The sequence below is a fragment of the Paracoccus cavernae genome, assembly GCF_042430175.1.
GTDB lineage: Bacteria > Pseudomonadota > Alphaproteobacteria > Rhodobacterales > Rhodobacteraceae > Paracoccus > Paracoccus cavernae.
Map to the genome: position 1 here is coordinate 12802 of NZ_JBHMDZ010000002.1, position 25854 is coordinate 38655.

Annotated in this window: 23 protein-coding genes and 1 tRNA gene; 19 read left to right on the top strand and 5 right to left on the bottom strand. The window is 60.8% G+C overall.

From position 1 onward, the window contains the following. Window positions 1–14 precede the first annotated feature (14 nt). The 3 genes from ACFFUC_RS03690 (at window position 15) to ACFFUC_RS03700 (ending at window position 3414) form a co-directional block, all read left to right on the top strand. Window positions 15–629 (top strand): SOS response-associated peptidase, encoded by a 615-nt coding sequence (locus ACFFUC_RS03690; RefSeq protein WP_377683661.1) that lies wholly within the window; start codon window positions 15–17, stop codon window positions 627–629. 564 nt (window positions 630–1193) lie between these two features. Then, the gene (locus tag ACFFUC_RS03695; protein ID WP_377683663.1) at window positions 1194–2135 is read left to right on the top strand and encodes a DNA-processing protein DprA; all 942 of its coding nucleotides are present in this window, start codon (window positions 1194–1196) and stop codon (window positions 2133–2135) included. 13 nt (window positions 2136–2148) lie between these two features. Continuing rightward, a complete protein-coding gene (locus ACFFUC_RS03700) occupies window positions 2149–3414 on the top strand; it encodes a phosphoribosyltransferase family protein (RefSeq protein ID WP_377683665.1) in 1266 nt (421 codons plus the stop codon). A gap of 389 nt (window positions 3415–3803) precedes the next feature. On the opposite strand, the gene ACFFUC_RS03705 is transcribed toward ACFFUC_RS03700, so the two are convergent. Then, a complete protein-coding gene (locus ACFFUC_RS03705) occupies window positions 3804–4568 on the bottom strand; it encodes a class I SAM-dependent methyltransferase (RefSeq protein WP_377684150.1) in 765 nt (254 codons plus the stop codon). Between the two features lie 209 nt (window positions 4569–4777). Here ACFFUC_RS03705 and ACFFUC_RS03710 point away from each other — a divergent pair, with 209 nt between their 5' ends. Then, window positions 4778–5065 carry a hypothetical protein gene (locus tag ACFFUC_RS03710; protein ID WP_377683667.1) on the top strand — a complete coding sequence of 96 codons (288 nt, stop codon included), beginning with the start codon at window positions 4778–4780 and terminating at the stop codon, window positions 5063–5065. An 805-nt stretch (window positions 5066–5870) separates the two neighbouring features. Further along, window positions 5871–6155: a hypothetical protein gene (locus ACFFUC_RS03715; RefSeq protein WP_377683671.1), complete on the top strand. Its 285-nt coding sequence runs from the start codon at window positions 5871–5873 to the stop codon at window positions 6153–6155. 160 nt (window positions 6156–6315) lie between these two features. Here the strand turns inward: ACFFUC_RS03715 and ACFFUC_RS03720 are convergent, their stop codons facing one another. After that, the gene (locus tag ACFFUC_RS03720) at window positions 6316–7620 is read right to left on the bottom strand and encodes an outer membrane protein (protein ID WP_377683672.1); all 1305 of its coding nucleotides are present in this window, start codon (window positions 7618–7620) and stop codon (window positions 6316–6318) included. A 707-nt stretch (window positions 7621–8327) separates the two neighbouring features. Continuing rightward, a tRNA-Thr gene (locus tag ACFFUC_RS03725) sits at window positions 8328–8402 on the bottom strand. A gap of 181 nt (window positions 8403–8583) precedes the next feature. Between ACFFUC_RS03725 and ACFFUC_RS03730 the strand changes: the two genes are divergently transcribed. From ACFFUC_RS03730 to ACFFUC_RS03765, 8 genes are all read left to right on the top strand, one after another. Continuing rightward, complete coding sequence (locus ACFFUC_RS03730; RefSeq protein WP_377683674.1) at window positions 8584–8811, top strand: hypothetical protein; 228 nt, start codon at window positions 8584–8586, stop codon at window positions 8809–8811. Continuing rightward, on the top strand, window positions 8812–10095 hold the full coding sequence (murA, locus tag ACFFUC_RS03735) for a UDP-N-acetylglucosamine 1-carboxyvinyltransferase (RefSeq protein WP_377683676.1): 1284 nt from the start codon (window positions 8812–8814) through the stop codon (window positions 10093–10095). After that, window positions 10088–10564 carry a DUF2948 family protein gene (locus ACFFUC_RS03740; protein ID WP_377683678.1) on the top strand — a complete coding sequence of 159 codons (477 nt, stop codon included), beginning with the start codon at window positions 10088–10090 and terminating at the stop codon, window positions 10562–10564. The genes murA and ACFFUC_RS03740 overlap by 8 nt, the downstream gene beginning before the upstream one ends. Beyond that, window positions 10565–11059 carry a GNAT family N-acetyltransferase gene (locus tag ACFFUC_RS03745; protein WP_377683680.1) on the top strand — a complete coding sequence of 165 codons (495 nt, stop codon included), beginning with the start codon at window positions 10565–10567 and terminating at the stop codon, window positions 11057–11059. Between the two features lie 134 nt (window positions 11060–11193). Then, window positions 11194–12504, top strand: a complete 1311-nt coding sequence (gene hisD / locus ACFFUC_RS03750) for a histidinol dehydrogenase (protein WP_377683682.1) — start codon at window positions 11194–11196, stop codon at window positions 12502–12504. Then, window positions 12501–13010, top strand: a complete 510-nt coding sequence (locus ACFFUC_RS03755; RefSeq protein WP_377683684.1) for a UPF0262 family protein — start codon at window positions 12501–12503, stop codon at window positions 13008–13010. The genes hisD and ACFFUC_RS03755 overlap by 4 nt, the downstream gene beginning before the upstream one ends. Then, window positions 13011–13484: an arsenate-mycothiol transferase ArsC gene (locus ACFFUC_RS03760; RefSeq protein ID WP_377683686.1), complete on the top strand. Its 474-nt coding sequence runs from the start codon at window positions 13011–13013 to the stop codon at window positions 13482–13484. A gap of 108 nt (window positions 13485–13592) precedes the next feature. Continuing rightward, window positions 13593–15662, top strand: coding sequence for a methyl-accepting chemotaxis protein (locus ACFFUC_RS03765; RefSeq protein ID WP_377683687.1), 2070 nt, complete (start codon window positions 13593–13595; stop codon window positions 15660–15662). Window positions 15663–15810: 148 nt separating this feature from the next. On the opposite strand, the gene edd is transcribed toward ACFFUC_RS03765, so the two are convergent. Continuing rightward, window positions 15811–17613 carry a phosphogluconate dehydratase gene (gene edd / locus ACFFUC_RS03770; protein WP_377683689.1) on the bottom strand — a complete coding sequence of 601 codons (1803 nt, stop codon included), beginning with the start codon at window positions 17611–17613 and terminating at the stop codon, window positions 15811–15813. Between the two features lie 116 nt (window positions 17614–17729). Here edd and ACFFUC_RS03775 point away from each other — a divergent pair, with 116 nt between their 5' ends. The 6 genes from ACFFUC_RS03775 to ACFFUC_RS03800 all read left to right on the top strand — a co-directional run bounded on the left by ACFFUC_RS03775 (window position 17730) and on the right by ACFFUC_RS03800 (window position 24770). Beyond that, entirely contained in the window at window positions 17730–18926 is a 1197-nt protein-coding gene (locus ACFFUC_RS03775; protein WP_377683690.1) for an RSP_2647 family RNA methyltransferase, read from the top strand. After that, entirely contained in the window at window positions 18923–19510 is a 588-nt protein-coding gene (locus ACFFUC_RS03780) for an RSP_2648 family PIN domain-containing protein (RefSeq protein ID WP_377683692.1), read from the top strand. The genes ACFFUC_RS03775 and ACFFUC_RS03780 overlap by 4 nt, the downstream gene beginning before the upstream one ends. A gap of 50 nt (window positions 19511–19560) precedes the next feature. Beyond that, complete coding sequence (gene zwf, locus ACFFUC_RS03785; RefSeq protein ID WP_377683693.1) at window positions 19561–21012, top strand: glucose-6-phosphate dehydrogenase; 1452 nt, start codon at window positions 19561–19563, stop codon at window positions 21010–21012. Then, window positions 21009–21683, top strand: a complete 675-nt coding sequence (pgl, locus tag ACFFUC_RS03790) for a 6-phosphogluconolactonase (RefSeq protein WP_377683695.1) — start codon at window positions 21009–21011, stop codon at window positions 21681–21683. The genes zwf and pgl overlap by 4 nt, the downstream gene beginning before the upstream one ends. Window positions 21684–21697: 14 nt before the next feature. Further along, entirely contained in the window at window positions 21698–23308 is a 1611-nt protein-coding gene (pgi, locus tag ACFFUC_RS03795; RefSeq protein ID WP_377683697.1) for a glucose-6-phosphate isomerase, read from the top strand. 175 nt (window positions 23309–23483) lie between these two features. Continuing rightward, entirely contained in the window at window positions 23484–24770 is a 1287-nt protein-coding gene (locus ACFFUC_RS03800; RefSeq protein WP_377683699.1) for an O-acetylhomoserine aminocarboxypropyltransferase/cysteine synthase family protein, read from the top strand. Window positions 24771–24849: 79 nt separating this feature from the next. Here the strand turns inward: ACFFUC_RS03800 and ACFFUC_RS03805 are convergent, their stop codons facing one another. After that, window positions 24850–25752 (bottom strand): SIMPL domain-containing protein, encoded by a 903-nt coding sequence (locus ACFFUC_RS03805; RefSeq protein ID WP_377683700.1) that lies wholly within the window; start codon window positions 25750–25752, stop codon window positions 24850–24852. Window positions 25753–25854: the final 102 nt, after the last annotated feature.

The following is a 25854-nucleotide window of genomic DNA, read 5'->3' on the forward strand; positions in this document are numbered from 1 at the left end:
GCTAGCCTGGTTTCATGTGCAACCTTTACCAGACCGCGAAATCCGCCGATCTCGTCGCGCAGCTCTTTCGCGAGCCGCTGCGCGATCTGACCGGCAACGAGCCGTGGCCGGAGGATGTCTATCCCGACCGCACCGCACCGATCATCCGGCATGACGGCGATGGGTTGGCGGTTGCGCGCGCCCGTTGGGGCATGCCGACGCCGCCGATATACCTCAAAACTGCCCGCGATCCGGGGGTGACCAATATCCGCAACACCAACTCCCCGCATTGGCGGCGTTGGCTCGGACCGGACCATCGCTGTCTCGTGCCGGTGGTCCGCTTCTCGGAGCCGGGGGCCGATCACAAGCCTGTCTGGTTCGCACCGGTCGATGGGCGGCCGATGTTCTTCGCGGGAATCCAGACGCAGGGCTGGACCTCGGTGCGCAAGGTCAAGGACGGCGAGACGACCGATGACTTGTTCGGCTTCCTGACCTGCCCGCCGAATGCGGAGGTCGGCGCCATTCATTCCAAGGCGATGCCGGTGATCCTGACCGAACCGGACGAATGGGCGGCATGGCTCAGTTTGCCATGGGATCAGGCGAAGGTCTTGCAGCGGCCTCTGCGGGACGGGGCGCTACGGACCGTATAGCGCAGTCGCTTTGAGCCCATAGCGGTCATTGGACCAAACTCCAGCTTGCCGAAGTACTTCGCAGGTGCAGCGGGAAGTTGCGGCCCATAGCCGCCAGTCGACCCCAAGAGGTGCTACTTGGCCTCAATTTCGGAGGCGGGCTTTCGGCACGTGGCGCAGAATATTGCCCGTCGGATGGCCGAGGTCGTGGACGAGGCATTCAAAACCTCCACGTGCTCAGGTGGGACGTGGGGGGATCTTAAGTAACAATCCGACTGAAAGGCGCCTACCCCCGAGGACGGCTCCGATCATCCACTCTGGCCAAGACTGTGCCCACGCGGCTAGTTCCCTCGTCGTACGGCTTGGCCAGAACTCTGCCAGCACGCCGTCGATCCGAACCTCCGCGGCTGAAGTAATCCTCCCCATGGTTAACCGTCGCCCCCCCAACAGAACATCCACCCGGCCAAATTCGTCTACCCTTAGCCCCTTCGCCCTTTCTTCAAAGGGGGTTCACTATTTTTACTGGTGTTTGTAGCATTTGACGCAAGAAAATTTGACCGCCCCGTGCAGCAGGAAAAATGACATATGAACCAAGAGCACGTCTCATTTTTAGCTTTATGCGACTTACGTGGTGTGGGCTTTGAAACTCTTAAGAAAGTTTGTGCAGAACGTGTACAGTTTTCGTCTTTCTTTAATCCTCAAGAAAGGCAAAGGCTGTCCAGTGAAGACACTCTGAGATCCAAATTCTCCAGAATTTTGGAAGTTCTTAGCACTGAGTCTGCTCGCGACGAAGCGCTCAGAGCAGGGCGACGTAAGCTCGAGTATTTCGAACAGCGCGGCATCAATCTTATTTTTCGGAATGATAACCTATACCCAAAACGCTTGTCCGACTTACAAGACCCGCCTCATTGGTTGTTTGTTGAAGGGTGTGTCGATGCCCTCCAAAGCAGCGCTGTAGCAGCAATTGGATCTCGAAAAGTCACGGCTGATGGCAAGTGGCTAGCCACCTATTTCGGGTACTGTTTGAAAGACTTAAATGTCGTTACTGTGAGCGGACTGGCGGAGGGTATCGACCAGATAGTGCATAGGGCGAGTTTGGCCGCTGGCTTGCCGACCATTGCAGTTCTAGGAACCGGTATTCTTCTGAATTACCCCAAAGGCTCTGAAGCCTTGAGAGAGGAGATTATCGAAGGTGGTGGCTGTATCGTAACTGAATACCTGCCCAAAGACTCTTTCAGCGCACGTAGCTTTGTTCGCCGAAACAGGATTCAGGCCGCTCTCGGGCATGTCGTGTTCCCAATTGAGTGGGGTATCAAAAGTGGCACGGCTCACACTGTAAAATTCGCATCAGAGATCAACAGGCCAATTGTCTACGCTCGAACTCCTATGCAGCCACTTCAGGATTGGATACCTTCAAATCTTCTGCATAATTCGATCAGAATAACACTACCCCAAGCTCATAACGAATTTCTTAAGTTCATTCGAGATAGCCTCTCCTCCGAGCCTGCTCAGAAAACTCTATTTTGATCAAAGGTGCGACGTGCATAGCCTCAAAGGAATAATATTCTCCCTTAGCGATGTTCTCGCTCACAAAGGATCAATCGACCGTGATCTTTTCCTGGAGACAGTCAAGTTACTCAAATTCTTACTTTCAAAAGGAATACAACCGGTTTTGATCTCAAACAATCCGTGGATTGTTAACATCAAAGGCGGAGAGAGAAAGCCATACCAGGATTATCTATCTGAATTTGTAGGGCAAAAGCTACCATACTACCAAGGCGGTAGGGATATCGATTACAAGCAGCGCGGTAGCGCAATGCGCGCTGTACTTGAGGCGCAGGGCTGGAATGCTTGTGAAGTTTTTTATGTCGGAAATACGCAAGAAGACGTAATAGCCGCTTCCAACGGCGGCTTTCCCCTCTTAAATGCAAAGTGGCACGGTAACAACTCACCCTATGGCTTCGAGTTTGACTCTCCAAGAGCAATCGCAAGCTTTGTAGATTGTTGCTGTCTCACTCCCAAAGATTGGTTTTGGGGTATCGAGGATGGGAACCTGCGAGTTTACTCAATTGCCCCATTTGCGGAATACTCACGCGCATATCCAGAAGGGGCGATTTACTCGACAGACGCAAAGCAGGCTGTAAAGCAAGATTTGGGAAACATGAGGTTTTGGGGGCTGCTGATGGCCGCCCGAATTCATCTTTCAGGCATCGGATCTGAAATTAAATATGTGGCGCCATACCCGGGCCACAAAACAACATCGCAAAAGACCAAGCTGATGAATGCAGTTGCAGTCGTGTCCGGCTCCCTGCGCGCTCAGTACATTTTCGATTTTATAGATCGGCATACAGATGCTGCGAAATCGCAAACCCTCAGGACTACCGGCGGCTCTCCGTCGTCTGAAAATCAGCTTTCGACCATAAGATTGAACCCAACACCAACGAAGCCCGGACCTCAGCAGCGACGGTATGTGAATAAACCAAATATCAAAGGTAAGACGGTCCTCGTTGTAGATGATATCTGCACTGAAGGGTATTCCCTAGAGGCCTCGCGCGCCTTTTTCGAAGCAGCTGGAGCTAAAGTGATACTTTTGTCATGGCTAAAAACTCCGGGGCGAAACGATTACCGCGCTCTTTGCGGCACCACCCCTGCGATCAAGAAGCCATTCCATAAATACATACCCACAAGTGTCAAGGAGAAGATTTACTCCAATTCTGGAAATGTGATAAATCCTAATGCAGACACCGAAATTGCGGAGGCTTACACTAAATACATCAATTGGGATTGGCCCGAAGGTCTGGCATAAAGAATCCCGCCAGCTAGTTCAGGTTCATGCCTAACGTGCGATCGTGAAACAACGAAAACTGCAAGTTTCGTCCATTCAGAGCTAGGTTGTTAAGTGACAATCGGCATTAATGATTGAGTGTCCGCTTGCAGCGTGTTCGAGGTTGTATACGCTTGCGCTACGAATATTGGGTTCTCTGCCCTTCGTGACGAACCATGCGACGACCTTTCTGGGTCGGGGACGAACATCCTCTCCTGTATTCTGTGAGCCTTGGATTGCCGCACCGCCGTCAGACTGCTTCCCTCCGATTGGGCCGATCTTGTGGATTCCTAGCTTTCTGCCGTTCTGCACTCGCAAACGGCAGCAATGTCCCGCTTAGCAGTTGGTGGTCCTCATAGTCACTTCGAGCCCTAAGCAGTCACTCGCTTTGCTTCGAAAGTAAAAATCTCGTCTTCGGGCTGCGGAGCCCGTCCATGCTGATAATTGCCAGAAACCTGTACATCCGCAAAGCCAGCGTCCCGCAAGGCCAACCGGAACTCATGCACACCCCACCAGCGCAGTTTGAACAATTCCAATTCGGTCTCTATCAGCGCCCCATTGCGCCAAAGGTCGTAGCGACTGTGAGAAAGCGTCGTCTGCGCGAGGTGGTTGGTCTGGACCCGATTGTCGGTCAAAGTCAGCAGGTCGCCACCTTCGGTGGTCCAGCTTCGAATAGGACCGGGAGGGGCAAGGATGCCGCCAATCGGGTCGAGGTCGATGATCAATCGCCCCTCGGGGGCCAGGTGATCATAAAAGCGCTTCAATACGGCGGCTGCGGCAACTTCATCGGTGATGAGCTGAAATGAGCCTGCCGGAACTATGATCGCGGCGAAGCTTTTGCCGTAGGAGAACTCCTCAAAGGTCTGCAGGGTCAAATCCGCTGAAAGATTCCGCTTCTGGCAAGCATCGCGGCAGTAATTCAGCATCTCCTCAGAGGCATCGAAACCTTCGATCTGAAAGCCCTCTTGCAGCAGGGGCACAAAAATTCGTCCATTGCCAACTGCGGGTTCCAGGATGGGGCCATGACAGGCTGCGAGACGATCCCGATAATATTCCAGATCTCCAAAGGACCGCCCAACTGGCTTGTCGAGATTATAGACCCAGGATGAGAGCGCCCCATATCGATTGTCTCGCATGCTGTTCAAAACTCCACTGCTTGCCTCGAAGGTTATGTTCTTGGTACTATAAGTGTATGGGTCAAGTCGGAAAGCATCCGATCAGGTTCGTCGATGATGGAGCGAGGCATCCAGATACCGACGAGAGCAGCATCGAGCGAAGCACACCGGCAGCTTCGTCCGCATAGCTAGCTGTGGATCGTCAAGATCGTTCCCGATATGTTCATGCCATGGCGGGCATAACGATTCGAGATTTGATAGCTGAGGGAGTGGCGTTGCAGATTCACTGCACCGGCTGCGGCAAGACCTATGTCTATCAGGGCGACTTCCGGCTTCGGACGGTCGCGACGCCAAACATGCGCATCCGCGACCTGCAGTTTGCCTTGCGGTGCAAGGACTGCTGCGCGCGCGGCGAGGTTGTGATGACCATCCCCCAGACAGTGATCGATGATATTCGGCGCACGGCCAATCCGCTGAGCCCGCTTTCGAAGGCCGGACCTCCGCTATGGCGCTGGTGAGCCGATCAGCTGCGGACGCGGCCCAGGCGCTCCCTTATCGCTACCGCTTCGAATGCGAGTGCGGCCATGTGGGATACGCGCGGGTCGGCAGGCCGCTCATTCCGCGCGATCAGATCTTGGCGCGCTGTCGTTGCGTTTGGTGCGGTAGGAAAGGCGCAAAGAGCTTGATCGTGGAGGTAGATGACACGACGCCTGGCTGGATCAAGGACTAGCGTGCGTGAGATGTGGCCAGCCACCACAATGAACGCAAACCCCTGAAGCGACTGGCCACGCTCGAAGTGTAGGGAACTTGCGAGCTGCGGCATTTATGTAGGACTGGTTCGGGGATGGAAAGGCTTTGGCTGACCGGCCCGCGTCAACAATGCGTGGGCCGGTCAGAATGCCGGATCGTTACTCAAAAACTCGGTAAAAACAGAAGCTAGCGACTACGCCTTGTGTCTACTGCACAAGGTTAGGTTTCGCTATTTGTCGAAATAGATAAGTGCGTTTCTACCTAGGTAATTTTGCCTATATGGATGCAGCTGCGCTCCCGTTCCGGCACATGCCCATATGCGAATTCGATATGCTCCTCGACCCGATCCAATGCGTCTTGGATCGCGGGCGTCCCCTCGGCCGCAATGACGCGGCGAAGGGCGACGGTGACTGTTTGGGGCTCTGGCCATCACAAGGAGGCAGGATAGGAGCTGTCTTAAAAGAATTGCATTCTGCTTTCGGCCCAGACTACAGAGCGCGCCTAACATAAATTTTGCATGAGCGCGTCAAGTCACAGGTGGCGTGCGGCGAATGAATTTTGAAGGAACGAGAAATGTCTCTTAGCAAACGGATCATCGTCGCGCTGATCGTCGGGCTCTCGATAGGCGGTGGCGCAATGATCAAGGACAAGTTGTCCAACGCCGAGTGGGTGGTGTCCCCCGAACAAATCGCTCAGGCTAAGGCAGAGGGAAAAGCGGGATTCGAGAGCTCAGCGGGGACGATTGCGGTCCTTCCGATCCGTAGCGAAAAGGCAGACATCCTTCCTTACACTTGGATTTTCTTCGGGTTGATGGGTGCCGCGGGCGCCTTTGTGGTGACGCGCCGCAGGAATGCTTAATTCTTGAATGCATGGAGAGCAGCGGCCGTTACACAAGCAGCGCGGGAATTTGCCCGCGCTGAACCCTGCTTTGGCGAGAGATAGCTTCTGTCCGTCACCGCTCTCCCTCCCCAGCCAGGACGAGGGCGGCGCGGGCAACTACCGTTAAAACGGTTGAAGATCAGAATTTCCAACCGACACGGGCAGAAATCGTGTCGTTCGTCGCCTTCCATCCCTGCAAGTTGTCGTAGTCGTGCCGAGTATATTTGACGCCCAAGAGCACGTTGTCAGTGAGTGCATAGTCAACGCCTGCTGCCGCGAGCCATCCATCATCACCACTGTTTTTGACGTAACCGGCAGCGATATAAGGTAGAAACCTTGCGTGGGCGTAGCCGAGCTGTGCTTCGATACTTGCCGTCTTCAGGTCAAACCTGTGAGACTCCCGCTCAAAGGAGGTCCTAACGCTGTTTGTTCGAGCGTAATTTGCCTCCACGCCAACAACAGCCTTGTTGGAAAACTGATGCCGATAACCGGCGAAAACGCCGAAAGTATTCGCGCTTTCTTTCATTTCCTGCACGAAAGTGGAGGCATAGGCGGCGCGTACGACCTCCGTCCACGCTTCGCGTATGATGCGAGTTTCCCGACGCTCGGGCTCTACGATGATCGTTTCCTTTCGGGCGGCGCTCACGATCTCAGTTTCGGTTCGCCCCGGCTCCACGATCACAGTTTCGACCCTCCCGGGGGTGACGACCACGGTTTCGGTCCAACTGTCACGAACGATTTCTGTTTCAGTGCGCCCTGGTGCCACGATGACAGTTTCGGTTGACGTTTCGGTCCAAGCATCACGGATGATGACGGTTTCGCGACCGACTTCGCCACGTTCCCAGTCGCCAGTCCATTGCCCATTTTCGTTCCATTCGCCGGATCCAGGAACGGGCACGGGGCAAGAGTTATTGCCATGATTGCAGCCGGGAAATTGGTCTTTCGGGTCGGTTGGCTTCCAAATTTTGTCGATGACTGGGCGTTCTTCCGTGACAGGAGGATGCTCAACAACGATTTCACGATCTTCCGTGATCGGGGGTATCTCGACGTCTCGGGTGACAGGCGGATGAACCACGTCGCGCGTGACGGGCGGGATTTCCCGTTCTTCGGTTACCGGCGGAATTTCTACGTCACGTGTCTCGGCAGGTATCGCGATCTCTTCGGTTACCGCCGGTATTATGACTTCTTCAGTGATAGCTGGGTGTTCAATCACCTCAGCTGGATGCTCGACGGGTACTCTGCGTTTGAGCTTAAGGTCGCTATAGCCGATTGCGGCCCCTAGATACGGTCCAGTCCATGAAAAGGATTGAGCGTTCTCCGATTGAAATTGAGCGGCGACCATCGGTGCTGGTGCGACCACAGGTGCTACATATCCCCCAGCATATGCGGACGAAGAAGCAAACACGCAGGCTAAGGCAGCCATATTTTGTGCGATATGTGTCAAATCGTTACTCTACTATTTATACAAGATGATGGTTAACAAGAGATCTTCTTAGCGTAGAGTCGTTCACCGATCATCCTGCCTATTCAGACAGCTACGCGACCGCCAAGCTGCGGTGCATGCGGGTCGCGCAGGTGCAGGTCATGCAATATACCCACAGCGTGCCGTTACGGGTGGCTGGCGAAACCTCTCCCCCGCAGAGCGGGCACGGCAGCGGCTCCGGCGCTGCCTGATCGGTCGGGACGTGTTGACGGTCGCCCACGGGGTGTTCGCGGTTTGCAAGCTGCGGGTAACCCATTGAAATGGTTTCAGTCAGATCGCCAATCGTTTGCGAATTATCTGATTGATGATCAGAGGCCTGTCCGGTTTTGGGTACCGTAGGCCGGAGGTTCGAATCCTCTCGCCCCGACCATCATCCGGCTGATTGGCCGTAGATTTTCCCTCATATGACCATCCGGCGACCTGCGTTCAGCGCGTGCTGTTCTGCGCCTTACGGTATGGTTCCGGCAGGCGGGACGCCGGAGGTGTCGCGTCCGCTGATATGGCTGGATGGGGTCTTGGGCTTCGTCGCCGGAGCGCCCGGTTTTGCCCTTCGGCGATTGCGCAGGGCCAGTTGTTCGGGCGAACGCGCGAGCAAAGGCTCGCGAATAAAATCTCGAATAATTTCCGCGGTGTTCGGGAAGTTCCGATAATTTCATGGGGAAGTTTTATGGTGCTGCAAGAGAGGATTGAACTCTCGACCTCTCCCTTACCAAGGGAGTGCTCTACCACTGAGCTACTGCAGCGCCGTGTGAGGGCGATTTAGACCGGACGCTCTGGGGGCGCAAGAGGGAAAGATGAAAAATTTGCAACGCTTTCGAATTGTTTTCGCTTTCGCGCGATAAACATGCTCGGGACTTCGCCGAAGCGGGGTTTTGGGGCCGAGCGGCAGCTTTACGCTTCACGGCAAGGCGGTTAACAGAAGATATGAGCAAACGCCCGCAATCCAGTACAGAGAAGTCCAGCCGCGATGAACGCCTCAGGGCGGCATTGCGTGCCAATCTTGCCCGCCGCAAGGCCCAGGGTCGCGCCCGCGCGGCCGGAGAGCCAGAGGAAGAGACGCAAGACGAATTGCAGGGCGCGGCGCAAGCAGAGGCAAAGGCCGATGACAGGGACGCCGACGATGCGCCCCATCGACCCAATCAGGAGAAGTAGATGGACCAGATCATCGTAAAGGGCGGCGGTCCGCTCCATGGCGAGATCCCGATCGTGGGCGCGAAAAACGCCTGTCTGACGCTGATGCCGCTGACGCTGCTCAGCGACCAGCCGCTCACGCTGACCAATACGCCGCGCCTGTCGGATATCCGCACCATGACGCAGTTGCTCCAGTCGCTCGGGGCCGAGGTCGTCAGCCTGCAGGATGGTCAGGTGCTTGCAATGTCGAGCCATGATCTGACCAGCCAGACCGCCGATTACGATATCGTGCGCAAGATGCGCGCCTCGATTCTGGTTCTCGGCCCGCTGCTCGCGCGCTACGGGCAGGGTGTGGTGTCGCTGCCGGGGGGCTGTGCCATCGGTGCGCGTCCGGTCGATCTCCACCTCAAGGCCTTCGAGGCGATGGGCGCGGAACTTGATCTGCGCGACGGCTATATCTCGGCCAAGGCGCCTTTGGGTGGTTTGCGCGGTGCGGTTGTCGACTTTCCGATCGTCTCGGTGGGCGCGACGGAAAACGCGCTGATGGCGGCGGCTCTGGCCAAGGGCACGACCGTTCTCAAGAATGCCGCGCGCGAGCCGGAAATCGTCGATCTTGCCGTCTGTCTGCGCCGCATGGGCGCGCAGATCGAGGGCGAGGGGACTTCGACCATCACCATCCAAGGCGTCGACAACCTCGGCGGCGCGACCCATGCGGTCGTTACCGACCGGATCGAGCTTGGCACCTATATGCTCGCCCCCGCAATCTGCGGCGGCGAGGTGGAATGTCTTGGCGGCCGCATCGATCTCGTGGCCTCGTTCTGCGAAAAGCTGGACGAAGCGGGGGTCCATGTCGAGGAAACCGCCCGCGGTCTCAAGGTCTCGCGCAAGAATGGTCGCGTGCGTGCCGTCGATGTCGTGACCGAGCCTTTCCCCGGCTTCCCGACCGACCTTCAGGCACAGATGATGGCACTGATGTGTACGGCCGAGGGGACCTCGGTCCTCGAGGAGCGCATTTTCGAGAACCGCTTCATGCATGCGCCGGAACTGGCGCGGATGGGCGCGAATATCGAGGTCCACGGCGGCACCGCCAAAGTCACGGGCGTCGAGAAGCTGAGAGGGGCGCCGGTCATGGCGACCGATCTGCGCGCCTCGGTCAGCCTGATTCTCGCCGGTCTCGCGGCCGAGGGGGAAACCGTGGTCAGCCGCGTCTATCACCTCGATCGCGGATATGAGAAGGTCGTGCGCAAGCTGCGCGGCGTTGGCGCGCAAATCGAACGGATCAAGGAGCCTGCCCAAGATGACTGACGCACGTTTCGCGGATGCCGATCCTTCCCCGCTGGCTTTGCGGGTGGCGGATGGTGATGATCTGACGGTCGTCTCGACGCTGGTGCAGGATGCCGTTCTGCCGGTGACCGAGATCAAATACGACGGGCGCGGCCGCTTTCTGGCGCTGCTGCTGAACCGCTTCCGCTGGGAGGATGCCGATCTCGCGCGCCGCGAGAAACGCCCCTTCGAGCGGGTGCGCAGCCTCATGGTGATCTCGGATATCCTGCGGGTACGCAGCGACGGGATCGACCGCACCGACAAGGATCTGGTCCTCGAACTGCTCAATATCGTGTGGAATCCGGCAGAGGAGGGCAGTGGCGAGCTGTTGCTGCAATTCGCCGGAGACGGCACGCTGGCTCTGGATGTCGAGGCGCTCAATATCGACCTGCGCGACGTGACCCAGCCCTATATCGCGCCCTCGGGTCAAGAGCCCGGGCATCCGGCCTGAGTGGCCGGTCCGGTGCAACTGTGGTGGATCGGGCCGGAGCGCGCGGCGGAATGGCGCGAGATCCGGCTCGAATCCCTGCTTCTCCATGCCGAAGCCTTCGGCTCGCGCTACGAGGATTGGCGCCATGTGCCGCCTTCGGGCTTTCAGCAACGGCTGATCGACGCGCGCCATTTCGCGGCGGGTGCCGAGGCGGGCAAGCCGCTGGCCGTCGCCTGCTGGCAGGCGGGGCTGGTCGAGGGAGACCCTCTCCGCGGTTGGGTCATGTCGGTCTATACCCGCCCCGCCGCGCGTGGGCAGGGCTATAGCGAAGCGGTCATGAACCATATCGCCGATGATGCGCGTGCGGCGGGGATGACCTCGCTCGGGCTGCATGTGGTGAAGACGAATACGCCCGCTTTGCGGCTTTATGCGCGGCTGGGCTTTGTCGACAGCGGCATGGGAGGGGTGGTCAGCGATATGGGACATCCCGAATACCGGCTGCTCCTCGACCTCTGATCCCGACCGCGAACCGCGCCGCGTCAGGCCGCTTCGGGGCATTGCGGACATGCAAAGCGCGCCGCAGGCCCTTCCTCGCTTGAGCAGGACAGGGGCAGGGGGTAACAAGGGCCAACTTGTCCGGAGGCCCGACGATGCCCATTACCCTGACCACGACCGATCCCGATTTCGAAGCGCGCTTCCATGACATGCTGGGTGCCAAGCGCGAGGATTCGACCGATGTGAATGATGTCGTGGCATCGATCATCGCCGATGTGCGCAATCGCGGCGATGCGGCGTTGGTCGAGCTGACCGCCCGTTTCGACCGGCTGGAGCTCTCGCCCGAAACCCTCGCGTTCTCGCCCGCGGAAATCGCCGCCGAGATCGAGCGCGTCTCGCCCGAGGATCGCGCCGCACTGACCTTGGCCGCCGGACGCATCCGCGCCTATCACGCCCGCCAGATGCCCGAAAACGTGCGCTGGACCGATCCCGAAGGCGCGACGCTCGGCTGGCGTTGGACGCCGGTCGAGGCGGCGGGGCTTTATGTGCCGGGCGGGCAGGCGAGCTACCCGTCCTCTGTCCTGATGAACGCGATTCCCGCGCGGGTCGCCGGCGTCGAGCGGCTGGTCGTCTGCGTGCCGACGCCCGACGGTGTCGTCAACCCTCTGGTCATTCTGGCCTGCCAGCTTGCGGGCGTCGACGAGATCTACCGCATCGGCGGCGCTCAGGCGATTGCGGCGCTGGCTTACGGCACCGATACGATCGCCCGCGTCGACAAGATCACCGGACCGGGCAATGCCTATGTCGCGGCGGCCAAACGTCAGGTCTTCGGCCGTGTCGGCATCGACATGATTGCGGGCCCGTCCGAGGTTCTGGTGATCGCCGAGGGCGACCAGAATCCCGAATGGCTGGCGCTCGATCTTTTGGCGCAGGCCGAACATGACGCCGATGCGCAATCGATCCTGATCTCGCCCGACCGTGCTTTGGCGGAGCGAGTCGTGGCCGAGGTCGAACGTCTCTTGCCGACGCTGCCCCGCGCCGCGATCGCGGGCGCAAGCTGGCGCGATTACGGCACGGTCATCATCACCCGCGACCTCGACGAGGCGGCGGCACTTTCCGATCGAATCGCGCCCGAACATCTCGAGCTTTGCGTCGAGGACCCCGAGACGCTCTCGAACAAAGTCCGCCACGCCGGCGCGATCTTCATTGGCGGCTACACGCCAGAGGCGGTCGGCGATTACGTTTCGGGTCCGAACCACGTCCTGCCGACGGCACGTTCGGCGCGGTTTTCCTCGGGGTTGTCGGCACTTGACTTCCTCAAGCGCACGACGATTGCCCAGCTCTCGCCTGGCGCTTTGGCGGCGATCGGACCGGCGGCGGTGCGCCTTGCCGCCTCGGAGGGGCTTGACGCGCACGGACTTTCGGTTTCGGCTCGGCTCAGGACTTTGAACGAGGCAGGAAAATGAACGGCAGCGCGGCGGCAGGGCAGGAGACGGCCCGGCTGATACGGATCGACATTGACGAAGCGGGCCTGACCGCGCCTTCGCCCGAGATGGAGCAAGAGCGCCGCATCGCGGTCTTCGATCTGCTCGAAGACAACAGCTTCACCCTGCCCGGACGTGACGGCTCGCCGGTTCCGGCCGGCCCCTATGCGCTGGTCCTTGCCCTGCGCGAGGGGCGTCTGGTCTTTGATCTGACGACCGATCCCGGTGACAAAGTGGCGGAATTCCACCTTTCGCTCGGGCCGTTCCGCCAGACGGTCAAGGATTACTTCCAGATCTGCGCCAGCTATTATGATGCCGTGAAAAAGCTGCCTCCTGCCCAGATTGAGGTGATCGACATGGCGCGGCGCGGCATCCACAACGAGGGGGCCCGTACGCTACAGGACCGTCTCGACGGCAAGGCCGTGATCGATATCGACACGGCGCGGCGTCTTTTCACCCTGATCTGCGCGCTGGTACCGGGGAAGTAAGTGGCGCAGCAGATACCCCAATCGGTTCTTTTCTGCTGCGATCACAACGCGATCCGCTCTCCCATTGCGGAGGGGATGATGAAGAAGTTTTACGGTCGCTCGGCCTATGTCCAGTCGGCCGGCGTGAAGAACGACCTCGAAATCGACGGTTTCGCGATCGCGGTCTGTCAGGAGATCGGGATCGAGATCGCCCAGCACCGCTCGCGCTCCTTCGAGGAAATGCAGGCCTGGGGTGACGATCTGGGCGGTTTCGATCTCGTGGTCGCGCTCTCGCCCGCCAGCCAGCGTCAGGCGCTTGAATTGACGCGTATTTATCACCTCGACGTCGAGTATTGGCCGATCATGGACCCGACCGGATTGGCCGAGGGGCGCGAGGCCAAACTCGCCGCCTACCGCGAGACGCGCGACCAGATCCAGGCCCGCATGCTGGCGCGTTTCGGCCCGCCGTTGCTTGCGGATGGCGCTTCGGGCTGAGCGCATTTTAGCTATTTTGCGCTAGGGCGATCGCCTTGGTCGGTGCAACGCTAACGATATCTTATCCATTCCGATTTAACCCTGCGGGAAACCGGACAGGAGTTGCCGATGTCGATTACCCACCCCTACCCAGGTCAGGCCCTGACCACGATTGAAAAGGTTCAGGCCGTTCTGGTTCACGATCTCGATGGCCGGATCACCGATGTGAACCAGCGCTATCTCGATATTTGCGGCTATCGCCGCGAAGAGCTGGTCGGCCAACCGTTGATGATGCTCAACGAGGATCAGGATACCGACCGGATCGCGCCCGTCGACTTCATGTCGGCGCTCTGCCGTGGAGCCGCGCAAAAGACCGAGGCCGTACATGTCGCCAAAAACGGCGACAATTATTGGGTTTACGAAACCCATGTGCCGGTCATGAGCTCCGACGGCCAGCTCGAGCAGGTCATCATTTTCGCGTTGGACCAGACGAAAATGAACCTGCGCGCCAAGGAACATCTCGCGCTCCAGGATGCCGTTTCGCGCTCGCAAGCCGTGATCGAGATGAAGCCCAATGGCGAAATCATTTCGGCCAACGAGAATTTCCTGAAAACCTTCGGCTATACCGCCGCCGAAATCAAAGGCCGCCACCACAGCATTTTCTGCGAACCGACCTATGCCAACAGCATGGAATATCGCCAGTTCTGGACGGACCTTGAAAACGGCTATTTTCATGCCGGTGAATTCCACCGCCTTGCCAAGGGCGGTCGCGATGTCTGGATCGTTGCCAGCTACAACCCAGTTATCGACAAATGCGGCAATGTGCTGCGCGTGGTGAAATACGCGGCGGATGTGACCGTGCGCAAACGCGCTCTGCTGGAAAAGGCCGAATCGCGTCAGCAGGCCGTGTCGCGCTCGCAGGCGGTGATCGAGTTCAAAGCCACCGGCGAGATCATCAGCGCCAACGAAAACTTCCTCACCGCTCTCGACTACACCCTGCCGGAAATCGTCGGGCGCCATCACAGCATGTTCTGTGATCCCGCCTATACCCAAACCTCGGAATACCGCCAGTTCTGGCAAGAGCTGGAGGGGGGGCGCTATCAGACCGGCGAATATCGCCGCGTGGCCAAAGGTGGCCGCGAAGTCTGGATTGTCGCAAGCTACAACCCTGTCCTCGACGATCAGGGCAATGTCTCGAGCGTGATCAAATACGCAACCGATGTCACGCCGCGCAAGCACGCGGTCAACGAACTGATTGTCGGCCTCGACAAGTTGGCCCATGGCGATCTCACTCCCCGCATCAGCGAAGGGATCAGCGCGGAATTCGGATCGGTCCGAGAAAGCTTCAACCTGACGCTCGAATCCTTCACCGAGATGGTTGAGGATATCCGCAAACAGGCCGAGCTGATGAATACCGAGGCGGGCGAAATTGCGCGCGGTGCCGGCGATCTGGCACGCCGCGGAGAAAGCCAGGCCGCCTCGCTCGAGGAAACCGCCTCGGCGGTCGAACAGATCTCGGGTAATATTGCGATGACCAGCGAATCGGCCAATGACGCGGATTCGGCGGCGCGCGATGCTCAGGCGGTGGTTCTACGCGGCGCGGAGGTCGTCTCGCAAGCGATTGCCGCGATCGAGCGTATCGACGAGCATACCAAGCAGATGGGCGAGTTTACCCGCGTGATCGAAGGGTTCGCTTTCCAGACGAATCTTCTGTCGATCAACGCGGCTGTCGAGGCCGCCAGAGCCGGCGAGGTCGGTCGCGGCTTTGCGGTTGTCGCCAACGAGGTGCGCAACCTCGCGCAGCAATCGGCCAAAGCCTCGCAAAGCATTGCCGATCTGATCAGCAAAAGCGAAACCGAAGTCAAAGCCGGCGTGAAACTGGTGCGTGACGCCGGCAGCTCGCTCGATCAGATCCGCGAGGCGGTGTCCGGTATGGTCGAAAATATCGCGGGCATTGCCCACGCCACGACCGAACAGGCAACCGGCGTGCGCGAGGTCTCGCAAGCGCTTTCGCAGCTGGATAGCGTCAACCAAGCGAACCTCTCGATGTCCGAGCAATATGCCGCTGCCGCAGCATCGCTTTCGTCGCAGGTGGAGGAACTTGGCGCGATGATGGATCGCTTCAATACCGGCGAAGAAATCCCCGCAGCATCGCGTCCTTCCGGCAACCGCCTGGGTTCCTCGCGCAAGGTCGCATAATCACGCTCTTTCCGCCTGACCGAGGGGCATGGAGCAGACGGAAGCGTGGGGACGGATCGCTTCTCCCGCTTCCATTATTCGCTACCAGGACGTCGACGCCGAATAAGCTGGCAGGGCGTGCATCCGCGCGCACTGCCAGCTTTGGGGCTTAGACCACCACCGAGGCTCCGTCGGTGGCTGCGGATACGTTCTTGCGGAAAGCAGCAAAGAGCTCGCGTCCCATCCCTTCATGGCTCGCTGCGCCGTCGTGGATGGAAACGGGTCGCGTCTCGAGATCCTGCGCAAGGCAGCTCAGCGTTCCGGCAACGGCGTCGAGGCGGATAATGTCACCGTCCCGCAAACGCGCGAGGGGCCCGCCATCTGCCGCCTCGGGGGAAATGTGGATGGCGGCGGGAACTTTGCCCGAAGCACCCGACATCCGGCCGTCGGTCACCAGGGCGACCCGAAGTCCGCGATCTTGCAGAACCGCCAGCGTGGGCGTCAGCGAGTGAAGCTCGGGCATGCCGTTGGCACGCGGGCCCTCAAAGCGAACGACCACCACGCAATCCGACGTGAACTCGCCATTCTTGAATGCGAGCTTTACATCGTCCTGATTGTCGAAAATCCGCGCCGGAGCCTCGATGATGTGGCGTTCCGGTGCCACGGCCGAAACCTTGATGACGCCTCGGCCAAGATTGCCGTCGAGCTGTTTGAGGCCGCCGATCGGCGCGAAAGGCTCGGACGCGGGACGCAGGATGCGGTCGTTCAGCGAAGTTTCGGCCCCGTCGACCCAGGTGATCCGCCCCCCGGTCAAGCGCGGCTCGCGCGTATAGTGGGAGAGGCCTTCCCCCATGATCGTCTCGACGTCTTCGTGCAGCAGCCCTGCCTTCAGCAATTCGCGGATCATGAAGCCGAGACCGCCGGCCGCCTGGAAATGGTTCACATCGGCGATGCCGTTTGGATAGACCCGCGCCATCAGCGGCACGGCCTCGGAAATATCGTGAAAATCCTGCAGGTCGATCTGGATGCCCGCCGCACGTGCCATTGCGGGCATGTGGATCACGAGGTTGGTCGAGCCTCCCGTCGCCATCAATCCGACCAGACCGTTCACAAAGGCGCGCTCGTCAAGGATCCGGCCGACCGGCAGATAGTCGTTCCCCAGACGGGTGATTGCCGCCGCCCGCGCAACCGCGGTGTCGGTCAGCGCCTGACGCAAGGGCGTGCCGGGGTTGACGAAGCTCGAGCCGGGCAGGTGGAGGCCCATGAACTCCATCAGCATCTGGTTGGTATTGGCGGTGCCGTAGAAAGTGCAGGTGCCCGGGCCGTGATAGCTCGCGGTCTCGGCCGCCATCAGCGCCTCGCGCCCGACCTCTCCGGTCGCATATTGCTGGCGGACCTTGGCTTTTTCGTCGTTGGGCAGGCCCGAGGTCATCGGTCCCGAAGGCAGAAAAACCGAAGGCAGGTGGCCGAATGTCCCCGCAGCGATCACAAGACCGGGAACGATCTTGTCGCAGATTCCGAGATAAAGCGACGCATCGAATGTGTCATGGGAAAGCGCGACGCCCGCCGCTAGGGCAATGACATCGCGCGAGAAAAGCGACAGCTCCATTCCCGCGCGGCCCTGCGTGACTCCGTCGCACATCGCGGGGACGCCGCCCGCGACCTGCGCGGTTGCGCCGACGGCGGCTGCGGCTGTGCGGATCAGCTCGGGATAATGCTCATAGGGCTGGTGCGCCGACAGCATATCGTTATATGCGGTGACGATACCAAGATTGGGTTTGCGCGTTGCAACGAAGTCTTGCTTGTTGGGCATGGCCGCATAGGCATGAGCCTGATTGCCGCAAGACAGATGTGCGCGGCGTGGCCCGTCTTCCGCAGCCTTTGCGATTTTCGACAGATAGGCGGCGCGGGAGGCGGCGGATCTTTCTCTGATCCGGTCGGTCACGCGATCTATGGTGGAATGCAGGGTCATGGCATCCTTCCTTTCGCTATCTCCGTCCTTAACTTGTTAGCGATAACAATGCAACCACGTGCCCCTTGCCGCGCTGCGGTACTCGTGGCAATTCTTTGATCAAACCCGAGGTGCCAATGCCCGCAGACCGACCGACGATCCGACTTCGCCCCAAAGCCAACGCCCGAGCCATCCGCCATGGCTTTCCATGGGTCTTCGCCGATGAGGTCGTGACGGATCGACGAACGCGGGCCATCGCGCCGGGCACATTTGCCACGCTCGAAGATGCCGAGCGTCGCGCGCTGGGCACGGTTACGGTCAATCCCAATTCCAAAATCATCGGGCGCGTGATGGATGCCGATCCCGAGGCTGAAATCGACGGCGCATGGCTGCGCGCGCGGATCGCGCGGGCTTTGGCTATGCGCGAATGTCTGTTCGACAAGCCGTTTTACCGCCTGATCCATGCCGAGGCCGACGGCCTTCCCGGTACGATTATCGACCGTTTCGGCGATGCGGCGGTGATCCAGCCCAATGCCGCCTGGGCCGACAAAATGGTCGAGGAACTGGCCGAAGCCCTGCGAGACGTGACCGGCGTCACCACTGTCATCCTCAACGGCCATGGTCGTGCGCGCGGTCTTGAGGGGCTGGACGAACGCAGCGCGGTTCTGTCGGGCGGCGTTGATGCGCCGGTCGAGGTGCCGATGAATGGCGCGACCTATCTGGCGGATCTGATCGGCGGCCAGAAGACCGGCCTGTTTTATGACCAGCGGCCGAACCATGCTTTCGCGCAGCGCATGGCCAAGGGGCGGCGGGTTCTCGATGTCTTCTCCCATGTCGGCGGCTTCGGCCTTGCCGCTTTGGCTGGGGGTGCGAGCCATACGATCTGCGTTGACGGCTCTGCCGCTGCGCTGGGTCTCGCGGCCGAAGGGGCCAAGCGCATGGGTGCCGAGGACCGCTTTGCCACGCGTCAGGGCGATGCTTTCGCGGTGATGGAGGCCATGGCCGAAGAGGGCGCCCGGTTCGACATGGTGATTTGCGATCCGCCGGCTTTCGCTCCTTCGAAACAGGCGCTCGAGGCGGGATTGCGTGCCTATGAACGGGTCGCGCGTCTGGCTGCGGGGCTGGTTGCGCCGGGCGGCTATCTCGGGCTGTGCTCGTGTTCGCATGCGGCCGATATGACCTCGTTCCGCAATGCTTCGGCGCGCGGGATCGGGCGCGGTGGGCGGCGGATGCAGCTTTTGCACAGCGGTCAGGCGGGGCCGGACCATCCGACTTTGCCGCAATTGACCGAGACCGGCTATCTCAAGGCGTTGTTCTTCCGGCTGGATGGATGAGAACCCTTCTCGATGCCTGCGTGCTTTTCCCGACGATTTTGCGCGAAATCCTGACGGATGTGGCTGCAGCGGGGGCTTATACCCCGCTGTGGTCGGAGCGGATCTTGCAGGAATGGCGTCACGCCACGGCCAAATTGGGGCGTGATCAGCAGGAGATCGCGGGTGCGGAGGCGGCCCTGTTGCAGAGCCGCTTCCCTAATGCGATGGTCGCAGTCGGGAGAGAGTCGGAGCTGGGCGTGCAATTGCCCGATGCCGGTGATCTCCATGTGCTTAAGGCTGCGCTGGATGGTAGGGCGGATGTGATCGTCACCTTGAATTTGCGTGATTTTCCCGCGCGGACCCTGCGACAGCTCGGCCTTTCGGCACTTCACCCCGACGAATTTCTGACCGATCTCGCGCGGCGCGATCCCGATCTTGTCGGGAGCGCGGTGCGCAGGGCTTTGGCGCGTGCCCATGCGGCGGGCGGTACGGGGCTCAGCCAGCGCGACATGCTGGCGCGGGCGCGTTTACCGCGTTTGAACAAATTCCTGTCAAAAAGCGCGGGGGAAGGGTCTGGATCGGGCGTAACCGGAGGACGGGCTTGATGGTAGCGCTAACAAGGGGTAAGCCTCTGATCGTGCAACAGGAGGAACCTATGGTTTCGCGGGTCATTCCGGTCGAGGATTTCGACCTCGTCATTTTTGGGGCTACCGGCGATCTTGCACATCGCAAGATTTTCCCGGGCCTCTTCCGGCGCTTCGTGGCAGGCCAGTTTCCCGAAACCGCCCGCATCATCGGTGCGGCGCGCACCGCACAAGACGACGCGGCCTTCCGCAACGAGGTCGATCGCGCCATCCGCGAATTCCTGCCCGGCTTCGGCGAAGAGGCGCGTCTGGCCGAATTTCTCGCGCTGATTTCCTATGTCTCGATCGATGCGCGCGGCATCAACGGTTGGGACGAGCTCAAGGGAAAGATCCGCCCGGGCGTGGTCCATGCCTTCTATTTCTCGGTCGCGCCGGCGCTTTTCGGCGATATTGCCGAGCGTCTGGCCGGTCACGGCATGGCCGACGAGAGCAGCCGCATCGTGGTCGAAAAGCCCTTCGGCCGCGATCTCGCCAGCGCCAAGGCGCTGAACGCGACCCTCGCGCGCTATTTCGACGAAAAGCAGATCTACCGGATCGACCACTATCTCGGAAAAGAGACGGTGCAGAACCTGATGGCGGTGCGATTCGCCAATATCCTGTTCGAGCCTTTGTGGAACGCCCAATATGTCGACCACGTCCAGATTACGGTGGCCGAGACGGTCGGCGTCGGCGGGCGCGGCGAATATTACGATCATTCCGGCGCGATCCGCGACATGATCCAGAACCACATGATGCAGCTCTTGTGTCTGATCGCGATGGAGCCGCCCTATCATTTCGACCCCGATGCCGTGCGCGACGAGAAGCTCAAGGTGATCCGCGCGCTCGAGCCGCTCAAAAGCTCGGAGATCGTGCGCGGCCAGTATCTCGCGGGACCGGACGGGCCGGGGTATTTGGATGATGTAGAAAACACCGCTTCGCGCACGGAAAGCTTCGTGGCGCTCAAGCTGTCCATCGCCAATTGGCGCTGGACCGGCACGCCCTTCTATCTGCGCACCGGCAAACGGCTGCGCGCGCGCACGAGCGAGATCGTCATCACCTTCAAGGAACCGCCGCATTCGATCTTTGACGAGACCGAGGCGCCCAAGGCCAACCAGCTCGTGATCAAGTTGCAACCCAACGAGGGCATGCATCTGACCGTGATGATCAAGGAGCCGGGGCCGGGGGGAATGCGGCTGGTTCAGGTGCCGCTCGACATGAGTTTCGCCGATGCCCTGGGGCAGGACGGCACCGATATGCCCGATGCCTACGAGCGGCTGATCATGGATGTGATCCGCGGCAACCAGACGCTTTTCATGCGCGGCGACGAAGTCGAGGCGGCCTGGGCCTGGACCGATCCGATCATTTCGGAATGGGAGGCGGGGCAGGCGCGCCCCGAGCCCTATGATGCGGGATCGAGCGGGCCGGACGAAGCTCTGCGTCTGCTTCACCGCGACAATCGCCGCTGGCGGGAGATCCGGTCATGACGCTCGAATTCGTCGAATATCCCGATCGCGAGATGCTGGCTTTATCCTTGGCTAACCAGATGGCGGGCCAGCTCGCCCAGCATCTGCGCGTGAACGAGCGTGCGTCGCTTTGTGTGCCGGGCGGGACTTCGCCTGCGCCGATCTTCGACACGTTGTCGGGGAGCGATCTCGACTGGGCGCGGGTCACGGTTTTCCTCAATGACGAGCGTTGGGTCGATTCCGAACATATGCGCTCGAATACGCGGCTTTTGCGTCGGCATCTCTTGCGCGACCGTGCCGAGGTTGCGCGATACATCGACCTCTTCACCGGCGATCCAGATCCGGCGACCGCGGCGCCTTTGCTGTCGCCCGCCATCGAGGACGAGCTGCCGATCACGGTTTTGCTTTTGGGCATGGGCAACGATATGCATACGGCGAGCCTGTTTCCCGGACTTTCCGACACGATCTCCGCTCTCTCGCCCGATGCGCCTGCGGTCGTGCCGATCCGTGGCGGCGGCGAGGAGCCGCGGATTTCGCTGTCGGCCCGCGCGCTCAAGAATGCGATCAACGTGCATCTGTTGATCACCGGCCCCGAGAAACGAGAGGCTCTGGAACGTGCCCAGACACTCGACCCGATCGAGGCTCCGATCCGTGCCCTGCTGGGCGATATCACCGTTCATTGGGCCGCATAGGCCAGAGGCAAGACATGACGATTTCAGCCGATCCATGGGCAGCGCTCGCTGCCCATCGCGCCGCGCAGGGTGATCTGCGCATTGCGGATTTGCTCGAGGACGGCACGCGCGCGGATGATTACGCCACAGTCTTCGACGGTATGGTTTTCGATTGGTCCAAGACCCTGATCGACGGGACGGCGCGCGCCCTTTTGCTGCAATTGGCCGAAAGCGTGCCGGCGCGCCGCGATGCGATGTTCGCGGGCGAGAAAATCAACGAGACCGAGGGGCGCGCGGTGCTCCATACCGCTTTGCGCAACCTCGATGGCGAGGTTTTCGTCGACGGGCGCGACGTCATGAGGCTGGTGCGCGATACGCACGAGCATATGCGCGACTTTGCAGCGCGGGTCCGTGACGGGCGTTATTGCGGGCAGGGCGGCAAGATCACCGATGTCGTCAATATCGGGATTGGCGGCTCGGATCTCGGGCCGGCCATGGCGGTGCGGGCGCTTGCGCCCTATCACGACGGGCCGCGCATCCATTTCGTCTCGAACGTCGATGGCGCGGATATTTCCGATGCTTTGCAAGGGCTTGATCCGGAAACCACGCTGGTCATCGTCGCCTCGAAAACCTTTACCACCATCGAGACCATGACCAATGCCGCAACGGCGCGCGACTGGATGGGGCAGGTCGTGACCGCGCCGGCGACCCAGTTCGCGGCGCTTTCCTCGGCCGAGGGGCGGACTGCGCAATGGGGGATCGACGCCGATCGCGTCTTCGGTTTCGAGGATTGGGTCGGCGGGCGGTATTCGGTTTGGGGCCCGATCGGCCTTTCGCTGATGATCGCGATCGGCCCCGAGGATTTCGACCGCTTCCTCGCGGGCGGCGCGGCGATGGACCGCCATTTCCGCACGGCTCCGGCCAGTGAGAACCTGCCGATCCTGCTGGCTCTGGTCGGGATCTGGCACCATCAGATCTGCGGCTACGCCACCCGTGCGGTCCTGCCCTACGACAATCGCCTCGCGCGCCTGCCGGCCTATCTCCAGCAGCTCGAGATGGAATCGAACGGCAAAAGCGTCGCTATGGACGGAAGCCCCTTGCCGCGCGCTTCGGGCCCCGTGGTCTGGGGCGAGCCGGGCACCAACGGCCAGCACGCCTTCTACCAGCTCATCCATCAGGGCACCGCGGTCGTGCCTTGCGAATTCATTCTCGCCGCCCGCGGCCACGAACCCGAGCTGGCCCATCACCACCTCCTGCTCGTCGCCAATTGCCTCGCGCAATCCGAGGCATTGATGCGCGGCCGCAGCCTTGACGAGGCGCGTGCCCTCATGATCGACAAAGGCCTCTCCGGCGAGGAATGCGAGCGTCAGGCCCGTCACCGCGTTTTTCACGGCAACCGGCCCTCGACGACCCTGCTCATCGAACAGCTCACCCCGTTCTCGCTCGGCCAGATCGTCGCGCTCTACGAGCACCGCGTTTTTGCCGAGGGCGTGATTCTCGGGATCAACAGCTTCGACCAATGGGGGGTCGAACTCGGCAAGGAGCTCGCCCTTCAGGTCGAACCCCTGCTTGCGGGGCAGGAGGTCGCGGGCCATGACAGCTCGACGCGCCATCTCGCGAAACTCGTCCGCGAGATGCGCGGCTGAACCTCTCTTTCATGTCGAAATATCCCGGGGTCCGGGGCAGGGCCCCGGCCTTGTCCCGCGCCTAAGCCGTAGCATAGCCCGCGCCCGAACCGCGCCTCGTGGCCGGCAAGCAGAGATTGCCTCGCGCCACACCCAGCCATAGGGTGGGCGCGAAATGATCTTGGGGGAGTAACCTATGACTGAGACTTGGGGTTTCGACACGCTGGCCATCCACGCGGGCGCCGCGCCCGATCCGGCGACCGGCGCGCGTCAGGTGCCGATCTACCAGACGACGGCCTATGTTTTCAAAGACGCCGACCATGCCGCGCGTCTCTTCAACCTTCAGGAAGTGGGCTATATCTATTCGCGCCTGACCAACCCGACGGTCGGTGCCTTGCAGGCGCGCGTTGCGGCGATGGAGGGCGGCGTCGGCGCCGTCTGCTGCTCATCCGGCCATGCCGCACAGATCATGGCACTGTTCCCGCTGATGGCACCCGGGCGCAATATTGTCGCCTCGACCCGTCTTTACGGCGGCACGATCACCCAGTTCAGCCAGACCATCCGCCGCTTCGGCTGGGGGGTGAAATTCGTCGATCTCGACGATCTCGAGGCGGTCAAGGCGGCGATCGACGATGATACCCGCGCGATCTTCTGCGAATCGATCTCGAATCCGGGCGGCTATGTCACCGATATTCCGGCGGTTGCGAAAGTCGCCGATGCGGCGGGCATTCCCCTGATCGTCGACAACACTTTGGCGACGCCCTTCCTGTGCAAACCCATCGAGATGGGCGCGACCCTCGTGGTCCATTCGCTGACGAAATACATGACCGGCAACGGTACCGTCACCGGCGGCGTCGTGGTCGACAGCGGCAAGTTCGACTGGTCGGCTAGCGACAAGTTCCCCTCGCTCTCCGCGCCCGAGCCCGCTTATCACGGCCTGACCTTCCACCAGACCTTCGGCAATATGGCCTATACGTTCCACGGCATCGCCATCGGTCTGCGCGATCTCGGCATGACGATGAACCCACAGGCGGCCCATTACACGCTGATGGGGATCGAGACGCTTGGCCTGCGGATGGAAAAGCATGTCGAGAATGCGGTCAAAGTCGCGCAATGGCTGGAAAACGACCCGCGCGTCACGGCCGTGACCTATGCGGGCCTGCCCTCGTCGCCCTGGCACGAGACGGCGGCGCGGGTCTATCCCAAAGGCGCGGGTGCGCTGTTTACCTTCGCGGTCAAGGGCGGCTACGAGGCCTGCGTCAAGCTGGTCGACAACCTCGCGCTCTTCAGCCATGTCGCCAACCTCGGCGATACGCGCTCGCTGGTGATCCATTCGGCCTCGACCACGCATCGCCAGCTCACCGTCGAGCAGCAGATCGCGGCAGGGGCCGGCCCCGATGTCGTGCGCCTCTCGATCGGCATCGAGAATATCGAGGATCTTCTGGCCGACCTCGATCAGGCTTTGGCCGCAGCCACGGCCTGACGCACCGGTCGAAGGGTCCGCGAACAAGAAAAGGGCAGGCGCCATGCCTGCCCTTTGTCATTCGGGTGGGTGGCGCGGCTTACTCGGCCGCTCCATCCGCCGCAATCAGTGCATAGGTCGCCGAGACCGAGGCGGAGATGCTCAACTCGCCTGCTTCGATCGGCGTCGCGCGGCCTTTGGCGTCATTCGCCGTCGCCATCATCATCGGGCGCGGCCCGTTCGAGACCGCGCCGTCCGACAGCGCGATCAGGCGGCCAAGCTTCATGCCTGCGGCCTCGGCCATGACTTCGGCCTTGTGGTGCGCGGCGGCGACCGCATTGGTGCGCGCGGCATCCTCGGCCTCGGTCGTATCCTCGCGGGTGAAGTTTATCCCGTTGATTTCATTTGCTCCCGCCTCGACCAGCATATCGAGAACCGGCCCCAGCCGCGCCAGATCACGCACGCGCAAGGTCACCATGTTCTGCGCCATATAGCCGGTGATGACCGGAGGCTTGCCGTCTTGCGAGTAATTCTGGACCGGTGAAAGGCTGAGGCCCGAGGTCTGGATGTCGCGGGCCTCGATCCCTTCGGCCTTCAGCTTGTCGATGACCGTCTGCTGGCGCGTGGCATTCTCCGCCATGGCGGCGGCGGCGGTTTCGGCCTGAACCGAAACGCCAAGCGAAATCGTTGCAAGATCGGGCTGGGCGGCGGATTCGCCCTCGGCGGTCACGGTCAGGCGTGCCATCGCGGGGTGGGCTTTCTTGTCGTGGCCCATCTGATGGGGCGGTTGCGGTGCGTCGGCCGGTACGGGCGGCGTCTGGGCGAGTGCGGGCAGGGCGGCGGCTCCCAAGGCGAGCGCGGTGATTCCCGCCGCGACTTTCGCAGCGATTCCCGCATGGATCCGGCGGGAAGGCGCGCCCGTCCCGAGCCGCGCTTGCTTTGCGCCAATGGCCTGAAGGGACCGTGCGGATGGATGCGCAGGGGCGATCATTTCGGGTTTCATCTTCTGCTCCTCAAAGATTTCTGCGGCGGCACCGACCGCTCTGCTCGATCGATACCGGATTTTGTGCAAAGGGAACGCGAAACTCGACCGAGGTTTGCATAA

Coding starts and splice junctions, on each gene's coding strand:
- edd (WP_377683689.1), bottom strand. CDS start 17,613: ATGACCCTGCATTCCACCATAGATCGCGTGACCGACCGGATCAGAGAA.
- ACFFUC_RS03690 (WP_377683661.1), top strand. CDS start 15: ATGTGCAACCTTTACCAGACCGCGAAATCCGCCGATCTCGTCGCGCAG.
- pgl (WP_377683695.1), top strand. CDS start 21,009: ATGACGCTCGAATTCGTCGAATATCCCGATCGCGAGATGCTGGCTTTA.
- ACFFUC_RS03740 (WP_377683678.1), top strand. CDS start 10,088: ATGACTGACGCACGTTTCGCGGATGCCGATCCTTCCCCGCTGGCTTTG.
- pgi (WP_377683697.1), top strand. CDS start 21,698: ATGACGATTTCAGCCGATCCATGGGCAGCGCTCGCTGCCCATCGCGCC.
- ACFFUC_RS03705 (WP_377684150.1), bottom strand. CDS start 4,568: ATGCGAGACAATCGATATGGGGCGCTCTCATCCTGGGTCTATAATCTC.
- ACFFUC_RS03775 (WP_377683690.1), top strand. CDS start 17,730: ATGCCCGCAGACCGACCGACGATCCGACTTCGCCCCAAAGCCAACGCC.
- ACFFUC_RS03800 (WP_377683699.1), top strand. CDS start 23,484: ATGACTGAGACTTGGGGTTTCGACACGCTGGCCATCCACGCGGGCGCC.
- murA (WP_377683676.1), top strand. CDS start 8,812: ATGGACCAGATCATCGTAAAGGGCGGCGGTCCGCTCCATGGCGAGATC.
- ACFFUC_RS03765 (WP_377683687.1), top strand. CDS start 13,593: ATGTCGATTACCCACCCCTACCCAGGTCAGGCCCTGACCACGATTGAA.
- ACFFUC_RS03805 (WP_377683700.1), bottom strand. CDS start 25,752: ATGAAACCCGAAATGATCGCCCCTGCGCATCCATCCGCACGGTCCCTT.
- hisD (WP_377683682.1), top strand. CDS start 11,194: ATGCCCATTACCCTGACCACGACCGATCCCGATTTCGAAGCGCGCTTC.
- zwf (WP_377683693.1), top strand. CDS start 19,561: ATGGTTTCGCGGGTCATTCCGGTCGAGGATTTCGACCTCGTCATTTTT.
- ACFFUC_RS03710 (WP_377683667.1), top strand. CDS start 4,778: ATGGCGGGCATAACGATTCGAGATTTGATAGCTGAGGGAGTGGCGTTG.
- ACFFUC_RS03730 (WP_377683674.1), top strand. CDS start 8,584: ATGAGCAAACGCCCGCAATCCAGTACAGAGAAGTCCAGCCGCGATGAA.
- ACFFUC_RS03755 (WP_377683684.1), top strand. CDS start 12,501: ATGAACGGCAGCGCGGCGGCAGGGCAGGAGACGGCCCGGCTGATACGG.
- ACFFUC_RS03715 (WP_377683671.1), top strand. CDS start 5,871: ATGTCTCTTAGCAAACGGATCATCGTCGCGCTGATCGTCGGGCTCTCG.
- ACFFUC_RS03780 (WP_377683692.1), top strand. CDS start 18,923: ATGAGAACCCTTCTCGATGCCTGCGTGCTTTTCCCGACGATTTTGCGC.
- ACFFUC_RS03695 (WP_377683663.1), top strand. CDS start 1,194: ATGAACCAAGAGCACGTCTCATTTTTAGCTTTATGCGACTTACGTGGT.